This window comes from Oceanobacillus caeni, from assembly GCF_042678465.1.
In the GTDB taxonomy this organism is placed as follows: domain Bacteria; phylum Bacillota; class Bacilli; order Bacillales; family Amphibacillaceae; genus Oceanobacillus; species Oceanobacillus caeni.
Genome location: NZ_JBHTKV010000007.1, coordinates 43,964 through 70,171, shown reverse-complemented (window position 1 = coordinate 70,171; position 26,208 = coordinate 43,964). Strand labels below are relative to the sequence as shown.

Sequence of the window (26,208 nt, the reverse complement as noted above, 5' to 3'; positions counted from 1 at the left end):
CTCCTATTCTATTTCACCAACCCACGCTAACATTCCGCCAGTCATATTCGTAACATTATATCCTTGATTGATTAAAAATTCACATGCTCTTGAACTTCTTCCACCAGAACGACAAACCATGTAATAATGTTTATTTTTATCTATTTTGTCTAAAGAATTTGGGATGTCCCCCAAAGGAATATGTTTAGCTTCAGGAATTTTCCCCTCTGCAACTTCAACGTCTTCCCGGACATCAATAATATGGACGTTTTCTCCATTTTTTATTTTCTCATGTAACTCTACTGCTGATATACTTTTCATCAGTCTGCATCTCCTTTATTATTGTCTATTTTCGTATCTAGAAGGTTTAAAATATTATTTAAGTCAAAATATCTATCCAAATTTTAATAGCAGTACCCGCAATCAAAAGTGCTAATATCACTTGTAAAATTCGGGTATTCATTCTCTTTCCTACTTTTGCTCCAAGTGGTGCCGCTAATAAACTTGCTACAATCATAATAGCAGCTGGCCAATAATCTACTTGTCCAGTAGCAATTTTACCAACACTTCCCCCGATAGAAGAAATGAACGTTACTGCTAAACTTGTTGCAATTGTCATTCGTGTTGGAATGTGCAAAACCGTAAGCATGATTGGTACAAGTAAAAAGCCTCCTGCCGCACCGACTATACCAGATGCTATTCCCACAATTAATGCTAATATTGCCGCTAGCGGCTTGTTGAAGGTAACTTCATTTAATGGTACATCGTCCATTTTTTTCTTTGGTACAAACATCATTACAGCTGCAATCACAGCTAGAATACCATACACAACATTTACTGCTTGCTCGGATAAGAAACTCGATCCATAACTACCAATTAAACTTCCTATTAGGATAGCTCCACCCATATAAATGATGAGCTGCTTGTTTAGGTATCCACCTTTTCGATATGCCCATACACCTGCAATGGAAGCAAACAGTACTTGTACTGCACTTATTCCAGAAACCTCATGGGCTGTAAATGCTACTAGACCAAATAAAGGGGGAATATAAAGTAGCATTGGGTATTTAATAATGGAACCCCCAACACCTAACATACCGGATAAAAAGGAACCAATAAACCCAATTGCAAACACAACGATGATAAAAGTTAAATCCATTACTAAACCTTCTTTCTTATTTAGAAAAGCGAGTAGTTCACGCTACTCGCTATTTGGTTTTCTTTATCCTTTTTGAATATAGAAGTACAGAACATCCTCTTCTGTTTTTTGTTCTAATACGGTATGGCCACCTGATTTAGCCCATGCTGGGATATCATTTAAAGCACCCTTATCTGTTAAAAGTACTTCAAGTACTTCACCAGAGTTAATCGTATCCATTGCTTTTTTAGTTTTTACAATTGGCATAGGACATGCTAAGCCTTTTGCATCTAATGTTTTTGTAATGTTCATTTAATTTACCCCCATTTTTTTCTATTGATTAATTAGCGAACTGCACAACGGTTTGGACCGATTTCCATTTCTGTTTGTTCGTCATTATTAGGTGTGATTTTCCCCATATTTACCTGACGAATTTGTTCATACGCATTTGGCTGTGGTGGTAGGTTATCTGTAACAGTACGACGGAATTCCGCTTCATCCTCGATGTTTAATCCATGATTCTCTTTAAACAAATCACCTAATCTTCTAGCCACTGTACCATCTTCATTTAACTCATCAATAATCATGAAATGTGCAGGTAACACCACTAGGTCTTCAGCTAGTTCACGATAACGGGAATATAATGTTTCTCGTAAGTCACCTACCCAATCTTCCGCAAGTCCTGCTAAATCGGGACGACCAATGGAGTCGATAAATAAAATATCACCTGTTAACAAGAACTGATTGTCGATAACAAATGAAGTAGAACCAATGGTATGACCCGGTGAATAAAGTGCATTTACATCAATTTGAGATGCACCAATTTTTACATTTAATCCTTCTGTAAGTGGCGTGTAATCAAACACTACCTCTGTCGCATCTTTTGGTGGTAGATAGTAAGTTGCTCCTGTATTTGCTGCAATATGACGTCCACCTGAAATATGATCTGCGTGTAGGTGTGTATCAAATACGTGCTTGATTTCTACTCCTTTTTCTTTCGCAAAGTTTGTGAATACATCCGTGAAACGCACTGCATCAATAATAGCTGCTTCGCCTTCAGAAATTACCATATAAGATAAACAACCTTTTCCTAAACGAACAAATTGGTATAGCTCCCCACCATTTTCTAAATCGGAAACTTTAATTGGTTCTAGATAACTACTCCAAGATTTCATTCCACCTTCAAGATATGCAACTTCACGACCAGCTTCAGAAAGCATTTCTGCTACCATAACGGAAGATCCTTCCTTAGCACATACTACTAATACTTCCTTATCTGTTGGAAGTTTAGGCAAAATCTCTTCTACACCATCTAATAATTCGAAGTAAGGGATATTTAAATACTCGAATTTATGTCCTTCAATTTTCCAATCCTCAAATGCATCATGATTACGAACATCTAAAATAAATAATTCTTCGTTATCAATTACTTTTCGAGCAACTTCTGCTGCAGTCCATTTATTTACTGTCATTATTGAATTACCCCCCTAGGTATATTTTAAATTATTTTTTAGCAGTGGAGAATTTCTCCACTGCATAAAGATTGATCATCTAATTAGAAAGTTAATGTTGGTGATGCATCTTTTGCATATTCTAGGAATGTTACTGCTCCACCAACTTCTATACCATCAACGAAATCTTCTTTCGTAAGTCCCATAACATCCATTGTCATTTGACATGCTATAAATTTAACACCTAGTTCCTGTGCCATCCCAACTAGTTGTGGGATAGTAGGAACATTTGCCTTTTCAAACCCTTCAGCAAAATGTTCCTTTCCTGCTGGCATTTCTAAAGCGTGCATTGCTTGTTTATGAATTAAGTTTAGTCCTTCAAAAGTGAAGAAGATTTGTACCTCTTTTTCTGAAGCTGCTGCTGCTGTTGCGATATTGAATACTTTGTATGCATCAAACATTCCACCGTTTGCTGCGATAATAGCTACTTTTTCTGACATAATAAATTCCTCCTAGATTTCTTTTGTTATTTTTCCGTTCCACTCATTCATACCCGGTAGAACGTTATAAACTTTTTTATAACCATTGTTTGCTAATAGTTGTGCTGCCAAATCAGAACGTTTCCCTGTACGGCAGATTACATAGATTTCTTTTTCTTTATCCAATTCTTCAAGGCGTGATTCTAATTCACCCATTGGAATGGACTTTGCACCTTGAATATGACCAAATGCATATTCTGCTGCTTCACGCACATCTAAAATTAAACCGTCACCTGATTCAATTTCATCAAGTGAAACAGTGTGTTCAAATGTTTTTTCCACTTCTGGTTCATTAGAGCCTTTGCGAATGTAATGATAAAGAACATCGCCTTCTTCCAATGTTCCTAGATATTGGTGTCCAACAGTGCTTGCCCATGCTGCTAAATCGGCTTTAGATCCTTTGTCTGTAGCTTGAACTTCCAATACTTGACCATCTTCAAGATCCGTAATTGCTTTTTTAGTTTTCACAATTGGCATTGGACAAGCTAAGCCTTTTGCATCTAATTGGTGATTTGCTTGAATCATACATTTACCCCCCACGGTATTGTTTTTAACAAAAAAATTTACGATTTGGTATTTATTATACCTCTATGGGTATAATATTTAGCAATAAATTAGTCGTTATTGATAACGACGTTTGCAGTATACCTTTTATAGATCTCCATTGATTTAGCTTGTTGAAAATCAATTACAAGACCAATAATATACCCCCTAGGGTAAAATGTCAACCTTGTTATCTAATTTTTTATAGATGCCTATTGAAAAGTACTTAATTTAAATTATTATCCATTTTGATTTTTCTTTAAAACAAAATCAAAAAGGAGTTTCATCAAAAATGATAAACTCCTTTTTCAATAAGACGTGCATTACATATTTTTACTTTGCTGAAGAAGTTTTGATTCACCTGTACGTTCCCATTCTTCTACAGTCTCATATGCTCTTTCAGGAGAATAGCCTTTTCCGACGAGAACTCCCATGAGAATAAACTCTTGAAGGATATGTGTAGCATTTATTCCTCTCTTAACGTCTTCTAATCCTTCTTTCACTAAAAACTCTGTATACTGTACCCATTCATCTGGAGTTCTACCGAAATAAGTTGGATTGGCCGAATTACCGCCTTCTTCCGCAGCCATTGCATCTGCTTTCGTTTGGTGAATCGTTCCAAATGGATGTTCTGGAGGTGCATAAATGGTATATAACTTTAATGGCTTATTTCCAGTGTTTGTTAAATTATGCCATTTACCAGTAGGAACCATGATAGCATAATCTTCAGAAACCCTTCTTTCATAGTTCAAATTATTTTCGGTGTCACCCATTTGAACAAGCCCCTGACCTTCTTCAATACGTAGAAATTGATCTACATCTGGATGGACTTCCAAACCAATGTCTTCTCCAACACCAATACTCATCAATGTAACCTGTAAATGATTTCCGGTCCATATTGCCGTGCGAAAGTTTCGATTCCTTTCCGCAGCTTCCTCTATATTTATTACGAATGGCTGTTTCCCTTGATCTTTAAATGCCATATTTTTTGCTCTATCTTCTATTTGCGTTGGTTGATACATGCTCCCCATATTTGTTTCTTGTGGGTAACCCCAATATATAGGCTGTTGGCGAACATGGTGCATTGGAACACTTACATAGTAATTTGGATACATATATGGTGAATAATACATCTTCTCACTCCTCCATTATTGTCATATGTATCCTATGTATCATTCTTAATAAATGTACTTTTGTATATTGACGTTTATAGAAGTTTATCTGCAGTTTTTTAATATTATTCATTAAAGGGGCAAACAAAAATAATGGCTTCCTGTTTCCCAGTGTTGTAAATCGAACAACAACCCAACATATAGCATAAGATAAATAAAATTTAGATACTGGGAGGAGAACTATTTGTATTATTCTAATCGATTACGACAAATTGATAATTTCGGTGCAACTGGGGCATTAAATGCCTCCACATTAACCTTGCCTCAAATGTTGACTTATGCCCTCCAAGACGAGTATTTAGCTCAAGCAAGATACAATAATATTTTGGAAATCTTTGGATATATTCGTCCATTTGCGCAAATAAGGGATGCTGAATTAAGACATATCAATGCACTATTACCCCTTTTTTATCGCTATCAGATTCCTCTACCTGAAGATATATCGTACACATTCATTACTACTCCGGAAAACATTAAAGCAGCATACGCTGCTTGTGTACAAGGTGAGATAGACAATATTTCGATGTATGAAAAATTTTTAGTCCTTAATATTCCAAATGATGTTCGATTAGTCTTTACCCAACTGCGCAATGCTTCTATAAATCATCTAGCGGCATTTGAAAGAGGCCTTGCACGAAACTAAATTGTGTCTGCCCCCTACCATCGTAAGTAGGATACCCATCTCTTCTGTTTAATGAACCACAAGTTAGTTTTGATGTGACTAAAAATTTCCATCTACCTCTGATAGAACTTAACAAATTATTTTAATATAAATTTTCTTGAATAAACTATGGCAATGAATATATGCTAATATCTCAAATTGCAAATTCAATTAGTGATATGTTATATAAGTTACTTTGATCATAAAACAACATTGATTTTCAATAAAAATAAACAGTTCAATTTACACGCGAATGAATTGAACTGCTTATTTTTTATTTATACTCATATATCGAATTAGTTATTATAAACAAGTTAGAAGCCCGTTGTTATTACTATAAGCACACTTTTCTAGCAATAGTAAATCCCCTTGTTCATTTACGTCAAGAAGTCTATCTTCAATCTTCTTCATAAACTGAATAACTAAAATCGATGAAATCCTCCAGTTTTACACTGTTAGGCTGATTCGTCCCCCAACCATACCGCTGATAATCCTTGCCTCCATCTAAAAATATAGATCCACATTTACATCGTTTAAAATCATGACTATGTATTGATTCAATAATATCGTCACACTTTTTACAACGAACCTTGTTCACTAATACCCTTCTCATTAGATAAAATTCCTTTCTAACTACTATGTGCGTGCGTTCAACTGGTCTTGTAATTAACAATAATTATCAAAAAAAGAAGTTCCCCTTTTGGATACTTCTTTTTAATTAATACTTTACAAAGTATTTTATATAATGATCATGCTTTTTTATCCATCTTTTGTATCTGTCCATATTAGATAAAGTTAAACTAAATCGCTGGGCAGTGTTACGAGTTCGGATCTCATCCCAATTCCCCGTTATACATTCGAAAACTTCATCCATTCGAATACTTTTGCGATTACTTGTAGAAGCAACATAGTAACAAGCAAATAGGAATGTCAAATCTGCTAAGGGCATTGTTACTCTTCTTATTTCCACCATGATACTTTGGGGTACTGCATAATATCCATATTGTTTAATCAACATAGCCGGAACTTCTTTACCATCATCAATCATGTAACGAATAATGTATTCACCACGATTAATGCTTACTTCCCTATCTTCAAATAAAGCTTTTGGTATTTCTGATAAACTTGTGCTTTTAACCATTACTGTCTTGATATCCCCTTAGTCTAATTTAATAGTTATACGATTTGCCTTATTATAAACTGATTCAGCTCTTCTAGAAGATTCCTGCTTTTCCTTTTCAATTAGTTCCAACTCAACATCATATGCTACACCTTTATTTTCTAATGTAACTCCAAACGTTTGACAGATATAACCTTTTGCACCCAAGAGAGCCATGATTTCATTCGTTAGTTCAGGCGTAGATCCTTCATGGGCTTCATCTGTCATAGTTTTTTCATCGCTAGTTTTTACAGCTGCTACAATATCTATAACCAATTTTCCTTTGAAGAGATTCATTGAAGACATAATTCGCAACAACTCCTTTATCTTTTAGGTATTAATAATGTATCAACAAAAAATGAAAGTGCATCTTTAAACGCCACACGGTAGGTCAACTTACTTTTCTGGAATACCTGTTGAAAAATATTTGATTTAAGATCTTCAATAAGATTATTCTTTGCCTCTTCATCAAGATCTTTAATGCTTGACGATAGCTTCTGTTCCAAATCCTTATAAATCCCTTCCATAAACATCTCATATTCTTCACTAGTAATGATATCCTCCAAACGACTTTCAATCAGTTGATTAACCAATCTTGGGAAACCATCAATCATCTAAAATCACCCTTTTATTCATATTATGAATATATTTATATTATGAATATAACATGATATCTATTGATTGTAAAACTAGAAAATAATACGATAAAGGAAATAGAATGAGAAGGGAAATTAAAATGGACGATTTACAGGCTGGTAAGTTGATACGTAGGTTAAGAAGAGAAAGTAAATTAACAATGGTTGATTTTGCAAAGCAAATTGGTCTTTCTCAACCTTCTTTGTCACGAATTGAAAGCGGCAATCAAGAGATCACCTTCTCCTTATTAGAAAGAATATGTAAGGCACTTAGTATATCAATGGGTGATTTCCTATATGCACTTGAAGGAGAAAGCAAACTACAAAAAATTAATTTAAGTGAAGAAGATAATGTGAATGCCGAAGAAGAACTAGATGCTATATTAAATAAAATGATTTCTTCGTTATCCTTTGAACAGAAGAAAGGATTATATACACTTCTGCTTCCATATATTAAGGACTAAATAGAACGAATCTTTATATTGTCGTAGGATAATTTGTACTTTTATTTCGTATTTCAAATATGATCGTTCTTGCTATATGAAAGTCTAATGACTATAATAAATATGTCTATTAGTACTACAAGATTGATTAGCGCTACGATGAATATTTCTGGTGTTAGTGCAATTTGTAGGTCTGGAAAACGGAAGTGTCATAAAAGGCATTTCCGTTTTCTTTATTTATCTATACTGGATTACTCCAATTCATTTCGTCTTCAATTTATCCATTATTCTTTCTTCTACCTATTGAAGTTCCTAAATCTGCCGTGTCAAGACAATAGGTTAAATTTTGTTTATAGTCTTTTTCCTGACCATCAACCATCCTTTGCAGAAATTTCTCCCACTTGTCATCCTCCAAATAGAAAAAGTCAAAATAAGAATATTTTACTTCTTCCCCAAATGACCCTTTCTCTGTCAACATTCTTTGACCATATCCTTCGTTTTGCGATGAATACATATGCTGCAGATTAGAAATCAATTTGTTAAATCGCATATCAGATTGCTGTTCCCAAATTCTTTGTAACAGAACATAATTCTATTTATCCGTTCCTTCTCCCGCATTTTCCGCCTCTGTTTTCTTCTGAATCCATTCTTTGGAATCTACCATCGACAAACTCCTTTTGTTAATAACTTTTTACCACGTTTGAACAATACATTCAAACGGCTATATCAAGTTGAGTAATTTTTAATGCCCGTGAAATAACCATGTATGACCACTATCTGACCTGCTATGACTACGAATCGACCTGTTGCAGAAAAGGTATATAAATTTTCCGAAGTAATCGTTATAATAGCGGTAACAGGTAAAGCAAGGGTCAATAAAGTGCAACGGAGAAATTTTATTGAGGAGGGACACAAATGGGAGCATTCTATATTCTTGGTATTATAAATAAATTCGAAGCAAAATTTACTAACTCACTTGATCAAGTCCATTGGGAACAATACATAAATGAGAGAATCGATCTAGAGCAGTATACTACAACTCTGACTGACTTTACTGTAAAGGGCGAATTAAAGGAAGTAGTCTTTAGAGAAAATATCGAGAGCTTTTATAAAAAGCTTGTCGAGATCACTAACGACGATAACATAGCCACTTACTTCGATGATTCTAAAACAGACATAGACAATTATCAAAGTAGGCGTACAGTGATGACTTTTCAGTATCCAGATACACAGATAACCATATCGGCTGAAATTTCCGTACTATTCATTGAAGGAAAAGTATTTGTTGAAGAATTTAACTTTGAACCGAAGATAATTAATTGGTTATTCCGTCATATTGATATTTCAAATCCGCTTACAGGTTGTGTTATGAGTGATGTGCTTAGTTAATAAGGGTAAATAACTAAAAGACTATTCAAAGTAGGGTGAACTATATGGATTTCTTTAAAATTGCTTATCTCGTTAATGCAATGGCAATCAGCCTCAATGTTGCTGCAACATATACAGTCATAATAAATCTTCTCTTTAACCAGCCTATTTATCCCGGTCTGATTGTTAGTCTAGTCATAGGATATGGGGTAATGATTAAATATAACTTTTTATTCCATGAACTTTGGGATAAATGGTTTAGAAATAATAAATGAACGATAATATAAATTATTTCCCGCGTGTTAATCCCCCCCAGATTGTAAAAGCAAATGGAGGAAATTATATGAAAAGTCACGTTGTTATTGGTTTTGACGCTAGAGATCATATTGTAATCGGAAAGGTATTTGAAGATCTAAGTGCAGCAAATGAGTATCTTCATTATTTAAATACCGAGATGATTGGAAAACTCATCGGAAGAGAGAATCGCCAATTGGGTTATGCGGATATATTTGAGATGGATTACGTTTCAATAAAATAATAACAGTAGATTAATCGTTAGTAGCTTACTGTTATTTGGGAAAAGGGGTTTACTTAATGAATTTATTAGACAGTACAGGTTTTGAAATCTATCAAACAACTAAGGTTCGAATACGTAATTTTACTAGTAAAGGAATAGCAGTGTATACATATTCCAAAGATGGTAGCTTGGGTTTTATTTCATATTGTAATTTGCTATCCGAAACAGATAGTTTATATGAAGGAAAATCACTTTATGTCCATTATCTTGGATATAAAGAACATTACCTTATTTTTGCTGAAGAAGAAATTTTCATTTTACCTGATATGCCGCCAAAGTTTATCCAGTGAGAATAGGCTAAAGAAATAGACAGGAGTATCACTCTGGTCTATTTTTTATAAGATTGAAAAGAAGTATATCGAAATATAAGCTGATAAAGAAATCAGAGTAAAAATAACACTCCATCTAAAACGATAAAATTTATTGTAAACTATTACTGAATTCGTATGAATTTGATTATAAATATCGCTTTTTAATTCTTCCTCACTTTGTTGTTCCTTAAACCTTTTAAAGGTCTCGTAGTCCTTAAACTCCTTTACATGACCCCAAAACAATAATGTCTTTTTGCTATTATTAGTTTTAGCCATTAATCCTCTTATACACATAAATATTGACAACAATAGAGATATACTAGTTAAATAAATTAATAAGATTACTACAAATTGTTCCACCTTTGTACCACTATCAAGTAAATTCCCAACATTTCGGTTTAATCTATCATTTGATATTATAAAACCTGAGAAGACACCTATAAAAGCTAACACAACTCCTAGCTTTGTATCAGCATTATTTATCCAGTCATCAACTTTATCAAGTTGTTTATATAAATCCTCTTTGTCCATAACTCTCACCTTATAATATTAGTTTGTATAATATCATTATACCGTTTAAAGGAGTAATGTTAATATGGATATTTTTGATTTAAAAAAATTATTAGAAGAAGAAATGAAAAATATATTATCTTCTGACTTTAGCATTACTATCACAGATACAAGTACTGTTCCATCAATAACCGATTCTGACATAACTTTTCCAAACCTAGATACCAAATCTCAAAAAGCTAAACGTATTGAAACTTGTATCCTATATATAGACATTCGTAAATCAACCGAACTAAATTTATCTCATAAACCTATAACATTGACAAGATTATATAGTTCTTTTGTTCGTTCTATGGCTAAAGCTGCCGAGTTCTATGGTGGCAAGGTAAGAAATATTATTGGTGACCGTTTAATGGTTGTTTTTGATAGAGAAAATTGTTATAAAAACGCTGTAAATACTGCAATTCTGCTAAACTCATTAGCAACCCGAATACTTAACAAGCATTTTAAAAACAATGAAGTTAAATGTGGAATTGGAATAGATTATGGAAAAATGTTGGTTTCTAAAGCTGGAATTAGAAAAAACGGTGCGGATAATACACCATATAAATCATTAGTTTGGCTAGGACGACCTGCAAATATTGCTTCTAAATTAACTGATCTGGCAAATAAAACAATTATAAATGAAATTTCTTATCAATATCCATATATTGTTGAAGGTTACTATTACAGGCGTTTAAAAGAATGGGGTTGGTATGACGTTGAAATTGAACAGTTTCTTAATAAGAATCTAAAAAAGGAATTAGAAACAAGAACAGAACAATATGATTATAGACCGGTTTACCGTCATAGTGACGATAATTTTCAAACCTTTTTTCTCAATACCAAAACTAAAAGTGAAAGTTCATCTATTGAAACATCACCAATATTAATGACAAAAGAAGTGTACGATGGTTTTGTAAGAGAAAATCCAGATGCAGATTCTATAAAAAATGGCTGGTGGAAAAAGCAAGATGATAGCCTTTTAGAAGGCTATGATATTTATGGTGGTGATGTGTATTTTAAGGCGTTCGATTAAATTTTACTATTAAAGACAAAGGATGATACATAACTTTCAACCAACGAGTCAAATTTGTTAAGTATACGAACCTTTTGAAAAAGCAATATTTAAAATTTCCATTGTTGTATAATAGCATAAACAACTAATTTAGAGGTGTTGCTATGAGTGAAAAAGTAATTATTGACGAAACCTTAATAAAACTCAAGGAAAACAATTATGACCTATCCGAATTAACCTCGACAGAACTTGAAACCTTACTAAAATATTCTCCTGAAATCATAAAAGCAATAAACAATATGGGAGAAGTAGGTTCGAAATCTCAAGAAAAAGTTTATAGTACAATTGATAAAGCAATAGAGATATTTTCTGAGCAACTAAAAGACCCAAATCTTAGTGAAGAAGCTAGAGACAAACTTAATGACCGTATTGAGCGTATGGTTGAAAAATCTTATCAAAAAGACTCTGAATTCAAAAGATGGATGGTTGCTTCGGTCTGGGTAGGAGTAGGTGGAACTGCTTTAGCTTTAGCAGGGAAAAACCCCGAAATAAGAAAGTCTGCATTAAAGTTACTAACCAAAGGTAAACCAAACTAACATTAATACTTTTTGTACTGTTTATTGAATAGTTTCCTTTATCTACTAGCCTCCTCAAATCTAGCAGTCAATCTAATAGGGGACTTTTCCATGAAATACGAAGATTTGGTTTAAAGATAACGAAAATGTTTTTTATTAAGCTAATGAGTGCTTTCACACAATAAGAATAAATAACGAGTCTATAATACGCAAGTTTTTATGAACTATATGCGTTTTATAGACTCTTTTTGCATTCATAAAAGATACTGTCATTTATAGATTTGGTGGTTGCCATAAAAAGCACTAGTCCAGACCTTCAAATTGAATTTGGGGTATTTTATTCCAATATACAAATAAAATAAAAATATTTTTGATTCTCTCTTAAAATATCATTTTTTCGCTGTTATCATGTTTCAGCAAATGACGAGCCGGCTGTTATTTGTGTCTTAAAATCACAAATAGATAAGGGGAGATCATTAAACTATGACGAAAAATGAAATATTAGATTACGATAAAGATTACAGACTTAGACTTGCAACAAGTAAAGAGTTAACAAAAATAAAAGGCTATGACTTTCTAAATTACCTAACAGATCTAATGGTTAAATACTCTGATTCTATAGGAAAGGGATTTTCTATTGAAATGGAGGGGGGAAGATGACAGCAAATATTGAAATGTCAGGTATACAAGTTAATATGCCAGTAAAATATGTTAGAGCTTATGCATACGTTCGTGTTAGCACAAATAAACAATTAGATAACACTTCTATTGAACAACAAATTGAGGCAATAGAAAAGTATTGTAGGGAAAATAATATTATTCTTGTAAAAATATTTGTAGAGGAACCTGCTTCCGGGGAAAGCTTTTCAAATAGATCTGAGTTTAAAAAAATGTTTTATGATGTTTTCCAAGAGGAGAATAATATTGATTCCATCATCGTATTTAAACAAGATCGCATATCACGTAATTCTTTAGATTCCCAATATATCTTTAATCGTCTAAAGAAAGCTAACAAGAACTTAATTTCTATCGCTGATAATATCGACACAAACGACCCTAATTCAAAACTAATCTATCAGATATTAGGTATTATAGCAGAAGTCGAAAAAGATCTAATCGCCTTTCGTACATCATTAGGTATGGAGAAGACATTTGAAAATGGTGACTTTAACGGTGGAAGAGTATTTGGCTACAATTTAATAAATAAGAAATTAGTAATTGACAAAGATGAAGCAAGAGTAGTTAAATACATTTTTGATTGTTACTCCAATAAAATGTGGGGTTATCGAAAAATAGCTACTAATTTAAATATGCAAGGTATTAAAACCAAAAAAGATAATCATTGGTCAATTACCGCAGTCAGAACTATTCTCAATAATAAAATCTACAATGGTTATGTTAAATGGAAAGGTAAATATAAAAAAGGTAACCATTATCCTATTATCAGTGAAGAGCTTTGGGAAAGAACCCAAAAACTCTTATCACTACGTAGTTATACCCAAGAAAAAATACACAACGGCTCCTTTCCATTATCGGGTATATTAAAGTGTCCTACTTGTGGAGGCGCAATGGTACAAGGGAATGCAAACAAAAAGTACAAATATTACGTGTGTGGCCGTTTTAAAAACAGTGGTTCTAAAGCATGTAAGTCGAACCTTGTAAAAAAGGAGTATGCAGAACAAGAGGTCTTATCACAGGTTATGAATTACCTAAATGATTTAAACCTCTCTGTACCATTACAAAGAGTTGTTATTGATAATCTAAAAAGTGAACTTGAACCAATTGAAGAGGAACTTAAATTACTAGAAAAAAATTTAACTGAATTAAAAAGAGAGAAGCAGGATCTCTTGCAACTTTATACGAAAAGAATAATCGACATAGATACACTTAGTGAAGAAATGAAAAGGGTTCAGAATCAAGAAAGTGAACAAAAGGAGTTCATAACACTACTAACAAGGCAGGTAGAGTTAAAGAATAACAATGACTTATTACCGGTAATTAAGCGTATTGCTAATGATTTTAATTCATTTTATAACCTATTAGATGACTATGATAGAAAAGAATTACTCCGGTTTCTTATCAAAGAAATTCAAGTAAATACTGGAGAAAAGCCTAAAGATCGAACGATCAAGAATATAGTTTACGAGTTTGATCAAGAGTTATTTGAGGAGATTAGTCATGAACTTATTTAATCACTTGTGTTATATTACAGTGCATAATTCTTTGTCTGGAACAAAAAATATAGCAGTCTATTTTCAAACGAATAGACTGCTAATTTTAACCTTTGATCTGCTAGAATCAAAATAAGGGTAAGGGTTCGCAACTGTACAAAGCATATTACATTTTCTTTGTCCAGAGGAAATCCCACCTGAACTCTTTATCATGCTGACCGAAAATGCTCACAACATTCTCGGTTTTTATTATGCTTATTTTCTAATATTATTATACATCTCATTGAGATTAGGTTCAATTACTGTTTTTGGTGATAGCCCTTATTTTTATATTAATATGCAATAGTATGCATTGATTGTTAGAAACAGTTATAGGTTCCTTAATTTCATTAAGATAGAATAAGAAAAGTAGGAAGGTTTTATTCCCTCCTACTATTTCTTATTCTCCTGTTTCTGCAAATCGTTTAATCCGTTCTCCTATTTCATCACGAACTCGCTGAAACACTTTCCAAACTTCTTCTTCCGTACCTTCAGCCTTGGCTGGGTCATCAAATCCCCAATGTTCCCTTTTAACATGAGGCGGTGTTACTGGACAGCGGTCTTTGGCATCTCCACATAACGTTACCGCCAATGTTGCCTTATTCAGAAACTCTACATCAATTGTTTCTGATCTTTGGTTAGAAATGTCAAGTCCAACTTCATTCATGGCTTTTATCGCATTGGGATTTAACCCATGCGCTTCAATCCCTGCACTTCTAACTTCCCAATCATCTCCAAGGTACTTTTTTGCCCAGCCTTCAGCCATTTGGCTTCTGCATGAGTTCCCTGTACATAAGAAATATATTGATTTTTTAGCCATATTTCATTCTCCTTTTTAAAATAATATAAGTGTTAGATAAAGACCTACTAAAGTAATAAATAGAATTGGGATAGTTAAAACAATCCCCGTTTTAAAATAGGTTCCCCATGAAATTTTAATTCCTTTTTGGGAAAGTACATGGAGCCACACTAAGGTTGCTAGTGAACCAATTGGCGTAATTTTTGGTCCTAAATCCGAACCAACTACGTTAGCATAAACAAGCGCTTCTCTTAATACACCAGAAGTATTCGTTTCAGCAATGGCTAATGCATCAATCATTACGGTTGGCATATTATTCATAATCGATGACAGGAAAGCAGCTATAAAACCCATTCCAACTGTAGCAACGAATAATCCTTGTTCAGCCACAGTTTGAAGAACACTTGCGAGCGCAGAGGTCAGCCCGGCATTTCCCAATCCATATACGACGACATACATTCCAATTGAAAAAATAACGATATTCCACGGAGCGCCTTTAATAACTTTTTTCGTATTAACAGCGGCACTACGTCTGGCCATTATGATAAAGAATATAGCTATGGCCCCAGCAATAATAGATACTGGTAAATTTATGAATTCGCTACTAAAATAGCCAATTACTAATAATCCGAGAACATACCAAGAAAGGCGAAACATCTTTATATCGTTTATTGCTTCTTTCGGTTCCCTAAGTTTCGATAAATCATAATTCTTAGGGATACTTTTTCTAAAGTAGATTAGTAATACCGAAATGGTTGCAATTAGTGAAAATAAGTTCGGAATAATCATCCGCGAAGCATATTCAACAAATCCAATGCCAAAGAAGTCTGCAGAAACGATATTTACTAAGTTACTTACAATAAATGGTAATGAAGTTGTATCCGCAATAAATCCACTTGCCATAATGAAAGGGAATATCATTTTTTCTTTAAAATTCAAATTTCGCACCATTGCAAGAACAATCGGTGTTAGGATAAGTGCCGCTCCGTCATTCGCAAATAATGCTGCAACAACTGCACCTAAAATACTAATGTAAACAAACATTTTTATTCCATGACCTTTTGCTACCCGTGCCATGTGCAGTGCTGCCCATTCGAATAATCCAATCTCATCTAGTATTAAAGAAATAAGGATAATTGCGACAAAGGATAGCGTTGCATTCCATGTGATGTCAATTACTTCAAGAACATCACTGAATCCTACTACCCCTACTAATAAGGCAATTACAGCTCCACCCATTGCGGACCAGCCAATGTTTAAGCCCTTTGGCTGCCATATTACTAGTACTAGGGTTGCAATAAAAATTAATATTGCGAGTATAAGCGTTGTAGACAAAATAATACCTCCAATTTAACAACAAGAAATTCGTGTACCATTTTCTTCAAGTTCTTTTAATTTGTAATCTTGATTAGGTAATTGATCAAGAATAGGTTTAATAAATGAATAATATTCATTTTCCTTATCTACGGAGTAAAATATCCATTGCCCTTTTCTTTCTTCCTTAACCAATCCTAAGTCTTTCAACTTACGTAAATGCTGACTAATCGATGGCTGACTGACTTGAAATATTTCAACAAATTCACAGACACAACAAGCTTGATTATCAATTAATTTCATAATCGTTAATCTTGTTTTATCACCCAATAATTTTAAAATAACTGCAGCCTTTTCCATTTCAATGGTTGTTTGCAGCACATCATCTCCTCCTTATAATTTCATTACAACATTAGCATATAACTATTTGCTTATATATACAATAAAATATTTCATTAAAATGTGACATTTAAAATAATGTTTTATTCAACAACCTGTATCAATAATACATAAAGCACGTTTAGCAATAATGCATGTATAATTATTGATGTCTATTTTACTTTATGTATTAAAGTTACAAACCAATAATATTTCTCAGTTACTAAAAAACTTAAAGTCGTTACTCTGTGGTAAAATGGCGTGAATAACAGTTATCTTGTCGTTGGGGTGATTATGAAATGGGTTTATTCGAAAAGATGTATACATTTATTATTTTCTTAGCAGTAATCATAGGCATAAGTCTAGGACAATTAGAACCAATAAGAACGAGTGCAGAGAGTTTTATTGTACCGTTATTAATATCAATGCTTTATATTACCTTCTTACAAATTCCTTTTGAAGAAATAAGAAAGTCTTTTAAAAACTTAAAGTTCACATCTACTACAGTCATCATGAATTTTCTCTGGACACCTCTTTTAGCGTGGCTATTAGCTTTACTATTTTTAGGTGATAACCCTGCATTATATATTGGTTTTATCATGTTAATGGTTACTCCTTGTACTGATTGGTACATAATCTTTACAGGTTTAGCAAAGGGAAATGTTGCTTTATCAACTGCTATTTTGCCTTTAAATTTACTATTACAGGTTTTCTTACTACCCGTTTATCTTCTAATTTTCGGTGGAACTACAGGATTTATTGAACTTTCCTTTTTGGTTGAAAGTATACTGATTGTATTATTCATCCCATTAGCTTTATCAGTCTTAACAAAAGCATTATTGAAAAGTAAACAACAGTTCGCTAAAAATCTATTATCGAAATTAAGTGCGCTACCAATTATTTCTCTAAGCCTTGCAATCGTTGCAATGTTTGCTTCTCAAGGACAATTACTACTTGATAACCTAAATTTATTGTGGAAGTTAACAATCCCTATTCTTCTATATTTTGTAATAAACTTTATCGTTGGCCGGAAAATTGGGCAGCTTCTGAAATTCTCGCAATCTGATAAAGTCAGTTTGAATATGACCACTTTAGCTAGAAATTCACCTATAGCTTTAGCAATTGCTATGACAGCATTTCCGGATCAACCTTTAATTGCTTTAACATTAGTTATAGGTCCATTATTGGAATTACCTATACTTGCTATTATCACTCAGATTTTATTGTTTATCTCTAAAGGTAAGACCACATAAGAGAAAAAAAGAACACATCAAATTTTAGCTTATGATGCGTTCTTTCTATTCTATCCTGTGTCTCCATATTAAATAAATTGGTTTACATCTTCTTTAAAGATTCTCCCTTTAATTATCGGATATATTTTAAAGAAGTGAAAATAAGTCGTTGAATGTACCATTAACTGTTCAACACATTAAAATCTGTTACAACAGGAATCCCTTTTGTTAATGCACCAGTTTTGTCAAAAGCAATCGCTTTTAAGGCACCCATTTCTCCTAGATAAATTCCGCCTTTGATAAGCACACCTTTTTTAGCTGCATTTCCAATTGCTGAAACAATTGAAATAACTAATGCACAAGGACAACCAACGACAAGAACAGCTTGCCCTTGATAAGCCCAAGTTCCCCAGCTCCCACCAAATAATAATAGGTGTATAATATTTTGCAAATTTATCTACAAACGCTTGAGATGGTGTGCGTTCATCTTGTGTTTCTTCTACAAGGTGAATAATTTTGGAGTTTGTTGTATTTCTAACTAGCTCTGTTACTTAAATTCTTTTTGTATTCTTTCTTTTATTCTCTACTCTCTCCTTCTAGGTCAACTTTGTAGTTCTCCTTCCCTTTTCATTAAAATTTCAGAAGTGCATTAATCTTGGTGATTATTCCATAGTAGTAGCAACGAATGTTTATTGTGTCAGATAGAGTTATACAACTTACCTATATATATGTAAATAATAGCAAGTACCTCTCCCAATTCAACTACTAAAAAAGAACCTACCCGATTTGGATAAGTCCCTAATTTAATAATTATTCTACTGATGACAATTCACTTTCCGTTACCCACTTGTGGTTTTTTACTTCATCTCCTGTATCAGTTGTTACAAAATCAACCATATATACCGTTGTTTCTTCGGCAGAATCAATAACTGCATCAGCCCCGTTCATTCCTTCCATATGATCCGTATTTAAGGTCACCTCAGTACCCGGTTCAAATGGTTCTTCCCCGGCTCCTTCAATCTCCTCGTGGATGACCCATTTGTGATTTTCTACCGGTTCCCCACTGGTTGTAGGCGTGTAGGAAACAGTATATACCGTGGTATCATATGCTCCAACGATTGTTGCCTCTGCACCTTTCATTCCCGGCATATGATCAGATTCAATTATAGCTTGGCTGCCAACCTCATAAGTTGGGTTATCCGATTTTTGTAAGCCTTCTGGGACTTCGCCAGTGCTAGAATGGTTCATACCAGAATGATCCATGCCTTCCATATCTTCGTTGGTATCAGATTCTTCCATATCCATTTCATTATTATTGGATTTCATGTCCATATTTTCTTCAGTACCTGATTCGGTTTCTGTATTTTCTTCTTCATTTGCACCTGTACATGCAGATAAGATAAGTACTGTGAATATAGTAATTATCCCTATTACGATTTTTCTACTTTGCATTTAAACAATCCCTCCTAATAAAATAAAGCTTGCTTATATTCTAACCAGTAAATTTGCAGATTATATGCAGACCTTGCAAAACGTAAATTACGAATATTTCCAAAATAAATCTCCATTCCTTTTCCAAGTGGATTACAAAAGGTTATAAAAATACAATGTCATTTAATATCAATGACATTTCAGTAGAATAATCCATTTATACTCAACATCTAAATTTAATAGTGATTAGTTTTTACTCCAATTATGCATTATTTCTCGATATTTGTTCGGTATGATAATTGCGACGATAGATTGAATGGCAAGGGAAGGAGGAAAATGTATTAAAGGTAATTTTCTAACTCGTGGTGATTACAACTAAATAACTCATCAGAAATCTAAAATGCAAAAACCGAAATGATATTTTCAACAACTTATACTTGACGAATAAAGGAGCGAACAAATGAAAAAAAGTATATTGACAGGTGCAGGCTTGTTGCTAATATTGACGGGTTGCACAAACATCACAACAGAACAACAGTCTGTAGAACAAACTATGGAATCTGGAGAAATGCAACATGAAGAAAATATGGATATGAACCACGGGGACATGGAAGGTATGGAAGAACACATGGACCATGATAATATCCCCCCTCTTCAAGCCTCCAAAGGAACTCAGGAGTTAGTAATACCACCCCTGCTAGAAAAACAGAAGGAATCAGATTTCGATTATGAGGTGGTCGCACAAGAAGGCACGACGCAATTCTTTGATGGCTCTCCAACCAATACTTACGGATATAATGGGAATTTGTTGGGTCCGACTTTACAGTTGAAAGAGGGGGAAACCGTTAAAGTGAAGGTCCGGAATGAATTAAACGAACCAACAACCTTTCACTGGCACGGTCTTGAAGTACCGGGAACTGAGGATGGTGGTCCGAGTGATGTAATTCAGCCGGGGGAAAGTAAAATCGTCACCTTAAAAGCCGATCAGCCGGCAGCGACATTGTGGTATCACCCACATCCACACAAATCGACTGCTGAACAAGTTTTCAAAGGGCTTGCAGGAATGCTCTACGTGGAGGAGACGGATGAAGAAGCTCCTGCTTTGCCACATACTTATGGTGTAGATGATATCCCTCTCATTTTTCAGGATCGTCTCTTTGACGAAAACAAGCAACTGGATTATAAAAATCTGATGAACAGTGATGGAACAATCGGAGATGTATCGCTCGTTAACGGTACGATTAATCCGAAACTGACTGTGACAAAACCGCTGATGCGTTTTCGAATCCTAAACGGCGCGAACGCCCGAAATTACACGTTCCGTTTAAGCAATGGGGCCACATTTACTCAGATTGCTTCAGATGGCGGGTTATTGCATGAACCGGTTGAAATGGATGAGATTACGCTGTCCCCATCGGAGCGCGCTGAAATCCTAATTGATTTTTCAGCGATGGAATCCGATGAGCCAATTGCCATTACTGATGAAGAAGGTAATGCTCTGTTGCCTTTTGATTTGGATATCGACGGCGGAACGGAAGAAATGGAATCCATATCTTGGACCGATGACACTACCTTCCTTAAAGAAGAAGAAAAATCCTTACCGGTCTCCAAGAAGATCGAACTGTTTGGAATGATGGATAAGGTCACCATAAACGGCAAGAAATTCGATCCTGAACGGATTGACTTGCGGCAAAAGAAAGGAGTTTCGGAAGTTTGGGAAGTTTATAACAAGCCAGACGAAATGGGGGGAATGATACATCCATTCCATATTCATGGTACTCAGTTCAAAATCATATCGCGTGATGGAAGGGAACCAGCTCCGAATGAACAAGGGCTGAAAGATAGTGTTCTTATTGAACCGGGCGAACGAGTAAGACTGCTCGTCACCTTTCCAGAAGAGGGAATCTATATGTACCATTGCCATATTCTAGAGCATGAGGATAACGGTATGATGGGGCAAGTAGAAGTATACTAATTTTACGGAATAAACATTAAGAAGGGCTGTACCGATTGTTTTGGATTACGTACAGCCCCTTTTTATTTTGCTGACAATTCATCCTAAAACGTTGGTTAATGCCAAGAGATTTTAGGTATCCTTGAAATAATCTACTGTTGCCTTCGAAAAGTTCCACTAAAAATATTTATATAACAATTTTAATTAACCGTTTATAATATTTTCATATGATATAGTAAAAGTAAATTGGTACTTAAATCACTTTTTTGGTTCAGAGAAAAAGTGAAGTCGAGGTGAGATATTTTGTGTTTTTCCTATAGTTTTATTGAACAACAAACTCATGAAATGTCCAAAAAGATATGGGAAAGCTCCTTATACAAATTAATTAGGGTTGACTTTGCAGGTGGCAACTGTTTTGAAGTCCAAAGTAGATTAAATGATTGGGTAAGTCTTGAAACGGAAATGGGGAACAAGTCCGCTTTAATTACAAAAGTTATTTTGGAGGACTTAGAAGGAAAGCATTATTCTATTGAACCGAATGACAATGGGGTAAGATTTGCAAAAGGAGAAATCACTTATAAAGAGTATAAAATTCTTCAAAAGAAAGGGAATGCTCTTTGGATTACAATTTTTATTGTTGGGATTTTAGTATTTTTTACGTTGATGTCAGTGTTGGTAAAGTTTGTTCTTTAATACTATCTAATTTCTAATGGTTAACATATTGGTTCCCTTAGTGAAAGTAACATTATTTATCCAAATTTGAAACCACCCTCACACCTTATTAAATGTATATTAAAAGGCTGGTCTTCTCTATGAAAACCAGCCTATTTCGTATATTTAGGCAACATCATAGCCTTGTTCTTCAATTGCATCTTTCATGGCATCAACATTTACCTTTGATTCATCAAAAGTAACATCTACTTTTCCAGCTTCTAAATTAACCTCAGCTGCTGATACGCCATCTAATTTTTTCAATGCACCTTCAACTGACATTTTGCAGTGACCACAAGACATGCCTTGTACGTCTAATGTTTTCTTTTCCATTATATTTTCACCTCCTTTAAATAAATTTAATATATTTTATAACTTCACTCTTTTTAGTCGAAGTGAGTTAGTAACAACACTTACTGAACTTAACGCCATTGCTGCGCCAGCAATCCACGGCGCAAGTAATCCAATTGCTGCAACTGGTATTCCGGCTGTATTATATCCGAATGCCCAGAATAGATTTTGTCGGATATTTCTAATCGTTGCATGACTGATTTTAATTGCCTTCGGTATAAGCAATAGCTCACCACCAAGAATCGTAACATCAGCAGCCTCAATTGCTACTTCTGTACCAGTTCCAATGGCAATCCCAATATCCGCTGTAACAAGTGCAGGTGCATCATTAACACCATCCCCAACCATTGCAACTTTCTTACCTTGTTCTTGGATTGCTTTTACTTTAGCTGCTTTTTCTTCGGGTAATACTTCAGCGATTACCTGATCAATTCCAACTTGTTTTGCTATTGCTTTGGCTGTTCTTTCATTATCACCTGTTAACATAAACACTTCTATTCCTAAATCTTTCAATTGCTTAATAGCCTCTGGAGCCGTTTCTTTTATAGTATCTGCAACAGCAACTGTTCCCCGGTACTCACCATCAATGGCAATCAACATCGCTGTTTTACCATCAGTTTCATAATTAACTAATTTTTCTTCATAACCTGCTGTATTAATTTGATGATCATTCATTAACTTTCTATTACCAACAAGAATGTTTTTTCCGGAAATTTTTGCTTCAATACCATGACCCGGTACTGCCTCAAAATGTTCTACTTCCAAAAAGTCGATATTATTCTCTGTAGCATATGCCACAATTGCTTCTGCAAGTGGATGTTCAGACCCTTTTTCTGCACTAGCCAATAATTGTAATGTCTCTTCATCACCTGAAAAATCAATTACTTCTGGTTTTCCTTTTGTGATTGTACCCGTCTTATCAAGTACGATTGCTTCTAACTCATGTGTTCCCTCTAGGTGTTCCCCACCTTTAAATAAGATTCCACTTTCTGCAGCTTTTCCTGTTCCAACCATAATGGATGTTGGTGTTGCAAGTCCTAAAGCACATGGACAGGCAATAACAAGTACAGCAATTGCTGCAACTAAAGCAGGTTCTAACTGACCCGGCTCGACTAAAGTAATCCATATAATAAAAGTAAGGATAGCAATACCGACCACTATTGGAACGAAATAACCTGAAATAACATCTGCCAATCGTTGAATTGGCGCCTTTGATCCTTGAGCTTCCTCCACAACCTTGACAATAGATGCAAGGGCCGTATCTTTTCCTACTTTTGTTGCTTCCATTTCAATGGAGCCATTTTTATTAATAGTAGATCCAATTAATTTTGCCTCTGAATCCTTTTCAATTGGAATTGATTCTCCTGTAAGCATGGATTCATCTACCGAAGTTCTACCTTTTACAACCATACCATCTACCGGTATCTTTTCTCCCGGTTTGACAATTAAGCGATCTCCAACGACAACTTCTTCTACAGGAATCATTAATTCTTTACCATCTCTAATTACACGAGCTTCTTTTGCTTGTAAATTAAGCAATTTGGATAAAGCATTTGTTGTTTGACTTTTCGCTCTCGTTTCCAAATATTTACCAAACAAAATTAACGTAATCAAAACAGCACTGGTTTCAAAGTATAAATGTGGCATATATTCTGGATTGCCAATAGTCTTAAATGCTTCGTATAAACTATAGAAATAAGCCGCACTTGTACCTAAAGCAACAAGTACATCCATGTTTGCCCCACCATTACGTAGGTTCTTATATGCACCTTCATAAAATTGCCATCCAATGATGAATTGAACTGGTGTCGCCAAAGCAAATTGGAACCACGGGTTCATGAAGATATCTGGTATACTCATCCCAAATAAATGAACAAGCATTGTTAATAATAATGGTGCAGATAGTAAGACTGAAATAATTAATTTCGTCTTCATATTTTTTAGTTGTTTTTCTTTATAAGTTTGTTTTTCTTTCGCTTCTGCCTTTGGTTTAGCATCATAGCCAACATTTTTGATTTTATCAATTAATGATTTTACATCAACTAACCCCGGATTATATTCAATCGTTGCACTTTCTGTCGTTAGATTAACAGTTGCATGTTTTACTCCATCTTGTTTGTTCAATACTTTTTCAATACGGGTAGAGCAAGCTGCACAAGTCATTCCAAAGACATCTAGGTCTGTTTTCTCCGTTAGAACACCATAACCAACATTCTCTATTTTTTTCGATATGTCTTCAATAGAGGTTTTCTCTGGATCATAATCTATCGATGCCTTTTCTGTTGTTAAATTAACTTGAGCCTTGACCCCATCCATTTTATTCAAAACCTTTTCAACACGATTAGAACAGGCTGCACAGGTCATCCCTGTTACACCAAGTGTTGTATGATTTGTTTCACTCATAATAATTCCCTCCTTACTTAGAAAACTGCTTCATGACATTCAATAATTCTTCAATGGTTTCCTTACCTTCACCTTGTTTGATAGCATCACTAACACAATGTTTAATATGTCGTTCCGTGATAGAAAATCCTACATTTTTTAATGCCGATTGAATGGCACTTATTTGTACTAAAATATCTACACAATAACGATCATCTTCCACCATTTTCTGTATTCCACGAACTTGACCCTCAATTCGTTTTAAACGATTAATTATTTTTTGCATTTCATCTTTTGTTCTTGGTTTACTCGGATGATCATGTAAGAATTTTTCCTCCAAATGAATCACTTCCTTATCTTTATATATTTACGATACCCCCGTATAGTATTATTGTCAATGGATAAACTTTATATTTTGTTATATTTCCCCTATTATTTAACAATCACATTAAAACGCACTTTCTATTAATATTTTGAGATTCTCTTTCTTCATTATTACCTTTGATTAATATTTGCTGAAATCTGCACAAAAAATGGACATTTTTTTTATATGTTATTTAATGGATAAGACTATTAAAGGCAAAGTGAGTGAATTGATATGTTCGAACTTTTTAACGAAATAGGCATCATGTTAAATGAGCCACTTCAACAAATTGCATATGGATATGAACATATACCGCTGTTATTTGCATTTTTTCTTGGTTTAATTGGCGCAGTTGCTCCCTGTCAACTTACAGGTAATATTAGTGCAATGACTATTTATGGGAATAAATCATTAATTGAAAAAGTCCCTTGGTTACACGTATTTCTATTTGTTTTAGGTAAAATAGTCGTTTTTTCAATTATTGGTTTAGTGATTTGGTTACTCGGAAAGGAAGTACACAGTACTCTTACACAAATGTTCCCGATTCTAAGGAAATTAATAGGGCCATTACTTATACTAGTTGGTATATTTATGCTCGGATTATTTAGTTGGAGGAAAACCGGAAAAATGTTTAAAATCCCTACTAGGCTTAGAGACAGCTATCTAGGAAGCTTTTTAATGGGTGCGAGTTTTACGTTAGCATTTTGCCCTACTATGTTTGTATTATTTATACTAACCTTAATGCCAGTTGTATTAGAAACATCATATGGATTTGTATTACCTTCTGTATTTGGAATTGGAACCTCACTTCCACTTTTATTAATTATTTTTCTTATTTGGTATTTTGGGGCAAGTGGCATTATATTAAAGAGAAGCAGAAGAATAGGATCACTAGTACAAAAACTTGCAGGAGTTATCATTCTTGTTATAGGTATTCTGGATACTTTAACTTACTGGTAAAAGA

The 26,208-nt window shown here is 34.2% G+C and carries 33 protein-coding genes and 2 pseudogenes; 14 read left to right on the top strand and 21 right to left on the bottom strand.

Going from position 1 to position 26,208, the window contains the following annotated elements; genetic code table 11:
- Positions 1 to 3 precede the first annotated feature (3 nt).
- The 7 genes from ACFQ18_RS07330 to ACFQ18_RS07300 all read right to left on the bottom strand — a co-directional run bounded on the left by ACFQ18_RS07330 (position 4) and on the right by ACFQ18_RS07300 (position 4,783).
- Complete coding sequence (locus ACFQ18_RS07330) at positions 4 to 300, bottom strand: rhodanese-like domain-containing protein (protein ID WP_010648794.1); 297 nt, start codon at positions 298 to 300, stop codon at positions 4 to 6.
- Between the two features lie 58 nt (positions 301 to 358).
- Entirely contained in the window at positions 359 to 1,138 is a 780-nt protein-coding gene (locus ACFQ18_RS07325) for a sulfite exporter TauE/SafE family protein (RefSeq protein ID WP_010648795.1), read from the bottom strand.
- A gap of 63 nt (positions 1,139 to 1,201) precedes the next feature.
- Complete coding sequence (locus ACFQ18_RS07320) at positions 1,202 to 1,429, bottom strand: sulfurtransferase TusA family protein (RefSeq protein WP_151025989.1); 228 nt, start codon at positions 1,427 to 1,429, stop codon at positions 1,202 to 1,204.
- Positions 1,430 to 1,461: 32 nt separating this feature from the next.
- Positions 1,462 to 2,589 (bottom strand): MBL fold metallo-hydrolase, encoded by a 1,128-nt coding sequence (locus tag ACFQ18_RS07315; protein WP_010648797.1) that lies wholly within the window; start codon positions 2,587 to 2,589, stop codon positions 1,462 to 1,464.
- 83 nt (positions 2,590 to 2,672) lie between these two features.
- Positions 2,673 to 3,068: a DsrE/DsrF/DrsH-like family protein gene (locus ACFQ18_RS07310; RefSeq protein ID WP_060669093.1), complete on the bottom strand. Its 396-nt coding sequence runs from the start codon at positions 3,066 to 3,068 to the stop codon at positions 2,673 to 2,675.
- A gap of 12 nt (positions 3,069 to 3,080) precedes the next feature.
- The gene (locus tag ACFQ18_RS07305) at positions 3,081 to 3,632 is read right to left on the bottom strand and encodes a sulfurtransferase TusA family protein (RefSeq protein WP_010648799.1); all 552 of its coding nucleotides are present in this window, start codon (positions 3,630 to 3,632) and stop codon (positions 3,081 to 3,083) included.
- A 341-nt stretch (positions 3,633 to 3,973) separates the two neighbouring features.
- On the bottom strand, positions 3,974 to 4,783 hold the full coding sequence (locus tag ACFQ18_RS07300) for a cupin domain-containing protein (protein WP_204798063.1): 810 nt from the start codon (positions 4,781 to 4,783) through the stop codon (positions 3,974 to 3,976).
- Positions 4,784 to 5,027: 244 nt separating this feature from the next.
- On the opposite strand from ACFQ18_RS07300, the pseudogene ACFQ18_RS07295 reads away from it, so the two are divergent.
- Positions 5,028 to 5,465 (top strand): annotated as a pseudogene (locus tag ACFQ18_RS07295) (ferritin-like domain-containing protein); the annotation flags it as partial.
- A 415-nt stretch (positions 5,466 to 5,880) separates the two neighbouring features.
- On the opposite strand, the gene ACFQ18_RS07290 reads toward ACFQ18_RS07295, so the two are convergent.
- From ACFQ18_RS07290 to ACFQ18_RS07275, 4 genes are all read right to left on the bottom strand, one after another.
- Positions 5,881 to 6,081: a DUF7695 domain-containing protein gene (locus ACFQ18_RS07290; protein ID WP_225310793.1), complete on the bottom strand. Its 201-nt coding sequence runs from the start codon at positions 6,079 to 6,081 to the stop codon at positions 5,881 to 5,883.
- Positions 6,082 to 6,201: 120 nt separating this feature from the next.
- The gene (locus ACFQ18_RS07285; protein WP_204798065.1) at positions 6,202 to 6,624 is read right to left on the bottom strand and encodes a hypothetical protein; all 423 of its coding nucleotides are present in this window, start codon (positions 6,622 to 6,624) and stop codon (positions 6,202 to 6,204) included.
- An 18-nt stretch (positions 6,625 to 6,642) separates the two neighbouring features.
- On the bottom strand, positions 6,643 to 6,948 hold the full coding sequence (locus ACFQ18_RS07280; protein ID WP_204798066.1) for a hypothetical protein: 306 nt from the start codon (positions 6,946 to 6,948) through the stop codon (positions 6,643 to 6,645).
- A gap of 17 nt (positions 6,949 to 6,965) precedes the next feature.
- A complete protein-coding gene (locus ACFQ18_RS07275) occupies positions 6,966 to 7,256 on the bottom strand; it encodes a hypothetical protein (protein WP_010648812.1) in 291 nt (96 codons plus the stop codon).
- 122 nt (positions 7,257 to 7,378) lie between these two features.
- On the opposite strand from ACFQ18_RS07275, the gene ACFQ18_RS07270 reads away from it, so the two are divergent.
- Positions 7,379 to 7,741, top strand: coding sequence for a helix-turn-helix domain-containing protein (locus ACFQ18_RS07270; protein WP_204798067.1), 363 nt, complete (start codon positions 7,379 to 7,381; stop codon positions 7,739 to 7,741).
- A 256-nt stretch (positions 7,742 to 7,997) separates the two neighbouring features.
- On the opposite strand, the gene ACFQ18_RS07265 is transcribed toward ACFQ18_RS07270, so the two are convergent.
- A complete protein-coding gene (locus ACFQ18_RS07265; RefSeq protein ID WP_144029225.1) occupies positions 7,998 to 8,270 on the bottom strand; it encodes a hypothetical protein in 273 nt (90 codons plus the stop codon).
- Between the two features lie 365 nt (positions 8,271 to 8,635).
- Here ACFQ18_RS07265 and ACFQ18_RS07260 point away from each other — a divergent pair, with 365 nt between their 5' ends.
- The 4 genes from ACFQ18_RS07260 (at position 8,636) to ACFQ18_RS07245 (ending at position 9,955) form a co-directional block, all read left to right on the top strand.
- Positions 8,636 to 9,109 carry a hypothetical protein gene (locus ACFQ18_RS07260; protein ID WP_204798068.1) on the top strand — a complete coding sequence of 158 codons (474 nt, stop codon included), beginning with the start codon at positions 8,636 to 8,638 and terminating at the stop codon, positions 9,107 to 9,109.
- A gap of 44 nt (positions 9,110 to 9,153) precedes the next feature.
- A complete protein-coding gene (locus tag ACFQ18_RS07255) occupies positions 9,154 to 9,363 on the top strand; it encodes a hypothetical protein (protein ID WP_204798069.1) in 210 nt (69 codons plus the stop codon).
- A 68-nt stretch (positions 9,364 to 9,431) separates the two neighbouring features.
- Entirely contained in the window at positions 9,432 to 9,626 is a 195-nt protein-coding gene (locus tag ACFQ18_RS07250) for a hypothetical protein (protein ID WP_204798070.1), read from the top strand.
- A gap of 56 nt (positions 9,627 to 9,682) precedes the next feature.
- On the top strand, positions 9,683 to 9,955 hold the full coding sequence (locus ACFQ18_RS07245; protein ID WP_204798071.1) for a hypothetical protein: 273 nt from the start codon (positions 9,683 to 9,685) through the stop codon (positions 9,953 to 9,955).
- Between the two features lie 45 nt (positions 9,956 to 10,000).
- Here the strand turns inward: ACFQ18_RS07245 and ACFQ18_RS07240 are convergent, their stop codons facing one another.
- Positions 10,001 to 10,507, bottom strand: coding sequence for a Pycsar system effector family protein (locus ACFQ18_RS07240; RefSeq protein WP_204798072.1), 507 nt, complete (start codon positions 10,505 to 10,507; stop codon positions 10,001 to 10,003).
- A 64-nt stretch (positions 10,508 to 10,571) separates the two neighbouring features.
- On the opposite strand from ACFQ18_RS07240, the gene ACFQ18_RS07235 reads away from it, so the two are divergent.
- The 4 genes from ACFQ18_RS07235 (at position 10,572) to ACFQ18_RS07220 (ending at position 14,310) form a co-directional block, all read left to right on the top strand.
- Positions 10,572 to 11,564: an adenylate/guanylate cyclase domain-containing protein gene (locus ACFQ18_RS07235; protein ID WP_204798073.1), complete on the top strand. Its 993-nt coding sequence runs from the start codon at positions 10,572 to 10,574 to the stop codon at positions 11,562 to 11,564.
- Positions 11,565 to 11,707: 143 nt separating this feature from the next.
- A complete protein-coding gene (locus ACFQ18_RS07230) occupies positions 11,708 to 12,139 on the top strand; it encodes a hypothetical protein (RefSeq protein WP_204798074.1) in 432 nt (143 codons plus the stop codon).
- Positions 12,140 to 12,601: 462 nt separating this feature from the next.
- Positions 12,602 to 12,778 carry a hypothetical protein gene (locus ACFQ18_RS07225; protein WP_204798075.1) on the top strand — a complete coding sequence of 59 codons (177 nt, stop codon included), beginning with the start codon at positions 12,602 to 12,604 and terminating at the stop codon, positions 12,776 to 12,778.
- Positions 12,775 to 14,310, top strand: a complete 1,536-nt coding sequence (locus tag ACFQ18_RS07220) for a recombinase family protein (RefSeq protein ID WP_204798076.1) — start codon at positions 12,775 to 12,777, stop codon at positions 14,308 to 14,310. The genes ACFQ18_RS07225 and ACFQ18_RS07220 overlap by 4 nt, the downstream gene beginning before the upstream one ends.
- Before the next feature lie 418 nt (positions 14,311 to 14,728).
- Here the strand turns inward: ACFQ18_RS07220 and arsC are convergent, their stop codons facing one another.
- Genes arsC through ACFQ18_RS07205 form a run of 3 tightly spaced genes read right to left on the bottom strand, consistent with a single transcriptional unit; the run spans position 14,729 to position 16,822 of the window.
- A complete protein-coding gene (arsC, locus tag ACFQ18_RS07215) occupies positions 14,729 to 15,148 on the bottom strand; it encodes an arsenate reductase (thioredoxin) (RefSeq protein WP_204798077.1) in 420 nt (139 codons plus the stop codon).
- Positions 15,149 to 15,163: 15 nt separating this feature from the next.
- Complete coding sequence (locus tag ACFQ18_RS07210) at positions 15,164 to 16,462, bottom strand: arsenic transporter (protein ID WP_204798078.1); 1,299 nt, start codon at positions 16,460 to 16,462, stop codon at positions 15,164 to 15,166.
- 15 nt (positions 16,463 to 16,477) lie between these two features.
- A complete protein-coding gene (locus ACFQ18_RS07205) occupies positions 16,478 to 16,822 on the bottom strand; it encodes an ArsR/SmtB family transcription factor (protein ID WP_087941717.1) in 345 nt (114 codons plus the stop codon).
- Between the two features lie 296 nt (positions 16,823 to 17,118).
- Here ACFQ18_RS07205 and ACFQ18_RS07200 point away from each other — a divergent pair, with 296 nt between their 5' ends.
- Positions 17,119 to 18,072, top strand: coding sequence for an arsenic resistance protein (locus ACFQ18_RS07200; protein WP_040037801.1), 954 nt, complete (start codon positions 17,119 to 17,121; stop codon positions 18,070 to 18,072).
- A gap of 166 nt (positions 18,073 to 18,238) precedes the next feature.
- Here the strand turns inward: ACFQ18_RS07200 and ACFQ18_RS07195 are convergent.
- Positions 18,239 to 18,590, bottom strand: a pseudogene (locus tag ACFQ18_RS07195) (P-type ATPase); the annotation flags it as partial.
- 271 nt (positions 18,591 to 18,861) lie between these two features.
- On the bottom strand, positions 18,862 to 19,503 hold the full coding sequence (locus ACFQ18_RS07190) for a YdhK family protein (RefSeq protein ID WP_204798079.1): 642 nt from the start codon (positions 19,501 to 19,503) through the stop codon (positions 18,862 to 18,864).
- Between the two features lie 439 nt (positions 19,504 to 19,942).
- On the opposite strand from ACFQ18_RS07190, the gene ACFQ18_RS07185 reads away from it, so the two are divergent.
- Together ACFQ18_RS07185 and ACFQ18_RS07180 are read left to right on the top strand one after the other, a co-directional pair.
- Entirely contained in the window at positions 19,943 to 21,457 is a 1,515-nt protein-coding gene (locus ACFQ18_RS07185; protein ID WP_204798080.1) for a multicopper oxidase domain-containing protein, read from the top strand.
- A gap of 282 nt (positions 21,458 to 21,739) precedes the next feature.
- Positions 21,740 to 22,129 (top strand): hypothetical protein, encoded by a 390-nt coding sequence (locus tag ACFQ18_RS07180; RefSeq protein WP_040037995.1) that lies wholly within the window; start codon positions 21,740 to 21,742, stop codon positions 22,127 to 22,129.
- A 144-nt stretch (positions 22,130 to 22,273) separates the two neighbouring features.
- Here ACFQ18_RS07180 and copZ read toward each other — a convergent pair whose 3' ends face one another.
- Genes copZ through ACFQ18_RS07165 form a run of 3 tightly spaced genes read right to left on the bottom strand, consistent with a single transcriptional unit; the run spans position 22,274 to position 25,166 of the window.
- A complete protein-coding gene (copZ, locus tag ACFQ18_RS07175) occupies positions 22,274 to 22,480 on the bottom strand; it encodes a copper chaperone CopZ (RefSeq protein ID WP_040037994.1) in 207 nt (68 codons plus the stop codon).
- Between the two features lie 36 nt (positions 22,481 to 22,516).
- Positions 22,517 to 24,901 (bottom strand): heavy metal translocating P-type ATPase, encoded by a 2,385-nt coding sequence (locus ACFQ18_RS07170; RefSeq protein WP_204798081.1) that lies wholly within the window; start codon positions 24,899 to 24,901, stop codon positions 22,517 to 22,519.
- A 13-nt stretch (positions 24,902 to 24,914) separates the two neighbouring features.
- Positions 24,915 to 25,166, bottom strand: a complete 252-nt coding sequence (locus ACFQ18_RS07165) for a metal-sensing transcriptional repressor (protein ID WP_046128617.1) — start codon at positions 25,164 to 25,166, stop codon at positions 24,915 to 24,917.
- Between the two features lie 312 nt (positions 25,167 to 25,478).
- Between ACFQ18_RS07165 and ACFQ18_RS07160 the strand changes: the two genes are divergently transcribed.
- On the top strand, positions 25,479 to 26,204 hold the full coding sequence (locus tag ACFQ18_RS07160) for a cytochrome c biogenesis CcdA family protein (RefSeq protein ID WP_204798082.1): 726 nt from the start codon (positions 25,479 to 25,481) through the stop codon (positions 26,202 to 26,204).
- Positions 26,205 to 26,208: the final 4 nt, after the last annotated feature.

Bases quoted from the DNA above. Each gene is read 5' to 3' on its own strand.
- ACFQ18_RS07255 (WP_204798069.1), top strand. From the start codon at position 9,154: ATGGATTTCTTTAAAATTGCTTATCTCGTTAATGCAATGGCAATCAGC.
- ACFQ18_RS07250 (WP_204798070.1), top strand. From the start codon at position 9,432: ATGAAAAGTCACGTTGTTATTGGTTTTGACGCTAGAGATCATATTGTA.
- ACFQ18_RS07270 (WP_204798067.1), top strand. From the start codon at position 7,379: ATGGACGATTTACAGGCTGGTAAGTTGATACGTAGGTTAAGAAGAGAA.
- ACFQ18_RS07230 (WP_204798074.1), top strand. From the start codon at position 11,708: ATGAGTGAAAAAGTAATTATTGACGAAACCTTAATAAAACTCAAGGAA.
- ACFQ18_RS07325 (WP_010648795.1), bottom strand. From the start codon at position 1,138: ATGGATTTAACTTTTATCATCGTTGTGTTTGCAATTGGGTTTATTGGT.
- ACFQ18_RS07280 (WP_204798066.1), bottom strand. From the start codon at position 6,948: ATGTCTTCAATGAATCTCTTCAAAGGAAAATTGGTTATAGATATTGTA.
- ACFQ18_RS07305 (WP_010648799.1), bottom strand. From the start codon at position 3,632: ATGATTCAAGCAAATCACCAATTAGATGCAAAAGGCTTAGCTTGTCCA.
- ACFQ18_RS07310 (WP_060669093.1), bottom strand. From the start codon at position 3,068: ATGTCAGAAAAAGTAGCTATTATCGCAGCAAACGGTGGAATGTTTGAT.
- ACFQ18_RS07245 (WP_204798071.1), top strand. From the start codon at position 9,683: ATGAATTTATTAGACAGTACAGGTTTTGAAATCTATCAAACAACTAAG.
- ACFQ18_RS07300 (WP_204798063.1), bottom strand. From the start codon at position 4,783: ATGTATTATTCACCATATATGTATCCAAATTACTATGTAAGTGTTCCA.
- ACFQ18_RS07265 (WP_144029225.1), bottom strand. From the start codon at position 8,270: ATGCGATTTAACAAATTGATTTCTAATCTGCAGCATATGTATTCATCG.
- ACFQ18_RS07185 (WP_204798080.1), top strand. From the start codon at position 19,943: ATGAAAAAAAGTATATTGACAGGTGCAGGCTTGTTGCTAATATTGACG.
- ACFQ18_RS07285 (WP_204798065.1), bottom strand. From the start codon at position 6,624: ATGGTTAAAAGCACAAGTTTATCAGAAATACCAAAAGCTTTATTTGAA.
- ACFQ18_RS07275 (WP_010648812.1), bottom strand. From the start codon at position 7,256: ATGATTGATGGTTTCCCAAGATTGGTTAATCAACTGATTGAAAGTCGT.
- ACFQ18_RS07315 (WP_010648797.1), bottom strand. From the start codon at position 2,589: ATGACAGTAAATAAATGGACTGCAGCAGAAGTTGCTCGAAAAGTAATT.
- ACFQ18_RS07170 (WP_204798081.1), bottom strand. From the start codon at position 24,901: ATGAGTGAAACAAATCATACAACACTTGGTGTAACAGGGATGACCTGT.
- ACFQ18_RS07220 (WP_204798076.1), top strand. From the start codon at position 12,775: ATGACAGCAAATATTGAAATGTCAGGTATACAAGTTAATATGCCAGTA.
- ACFQ18_RS07260 (WP_204798068.1), top strand. From the start codon at position 8,636: ATGGGAGCATTCTATATTCTTGGTATTATAAATAAATTCGAAGCAAAA.
- ACFQ18_RS07160 (WP_204798082.1), top strand. From the start codon at position 25,479: ATGTTCGAACTTTTTAACGAAATAGGCATCATGTTAAATGAGCCACTT.
- arsC (WP_204798077.1), bottom strand. From the start codon at position 15,148: ATGGCTAAAAAATCAATATATTTCTTATGTACAGGGAACTCATGCAGA.
- ACFQ18_RS07165 (WP_046128617.1), bottom strand. From the start codon at position 25,166: ATGCAAAAAATAATTAATCGTTTAAAACGAATTGAGGGTCAAGTTCGT.
- ACFQ18_RS07200 (WP_040037801.1), top strand. From the start codon at position 17,119: ATGGGTTTATTCGAAAAGATGTATACATTTATTATTTTCTTAGCAGTA.
- ACFQ18_RS07320 (WP_151025989.1), bottom strand. From the start codon at position 1,429: ATGAACATTACAAAAACATTAGATGCAAAAGGCTTAGCATGTCCTATG.
- ACFQ18_RS07225 (WP_204798075.1), top strand. From the start codon at position 12,602: ATGACGAAAAATGAAATATTAGATTACGATAAAGATTACAGACTTAGA.
- ACFQ18_RS07330 (WP_010648794.1), bottom strand. From the start codon at position 300: ATGAAAAGTATATCAGCAGTAGAGTTACATGAGAAAATAAAAAATGGA.
- ACFQ18_RS07235 (WP_204798073.1), top strand. From the start codon at position 10,572: ATGGATATTTTTGATTTAAAAAAATTATTAGAAGAAGAAATGAAAAAT.
- copZ (WP_040037994.1), bottom strand. From the start codon at position 22,480: ATGGAAAAGAAAACATTAGACGTACAAGGCATGTCTTGTGGTCACTGC.
- ACFQ18_RS07190 (WP_204798079.1), bottom strand. From the start codon at position 19,503: ATGCAAAGTAGAAAAATCGTAATAGGGATAATTACTATATTCACAGTA.
- ACFQ18_RS07240 (WP_204798072.1), bottom strand. From the start codon at position 10,507: ATGGACAAAGAGGATTTATATAAACAACTTGATAAAGTTGATGACTGG.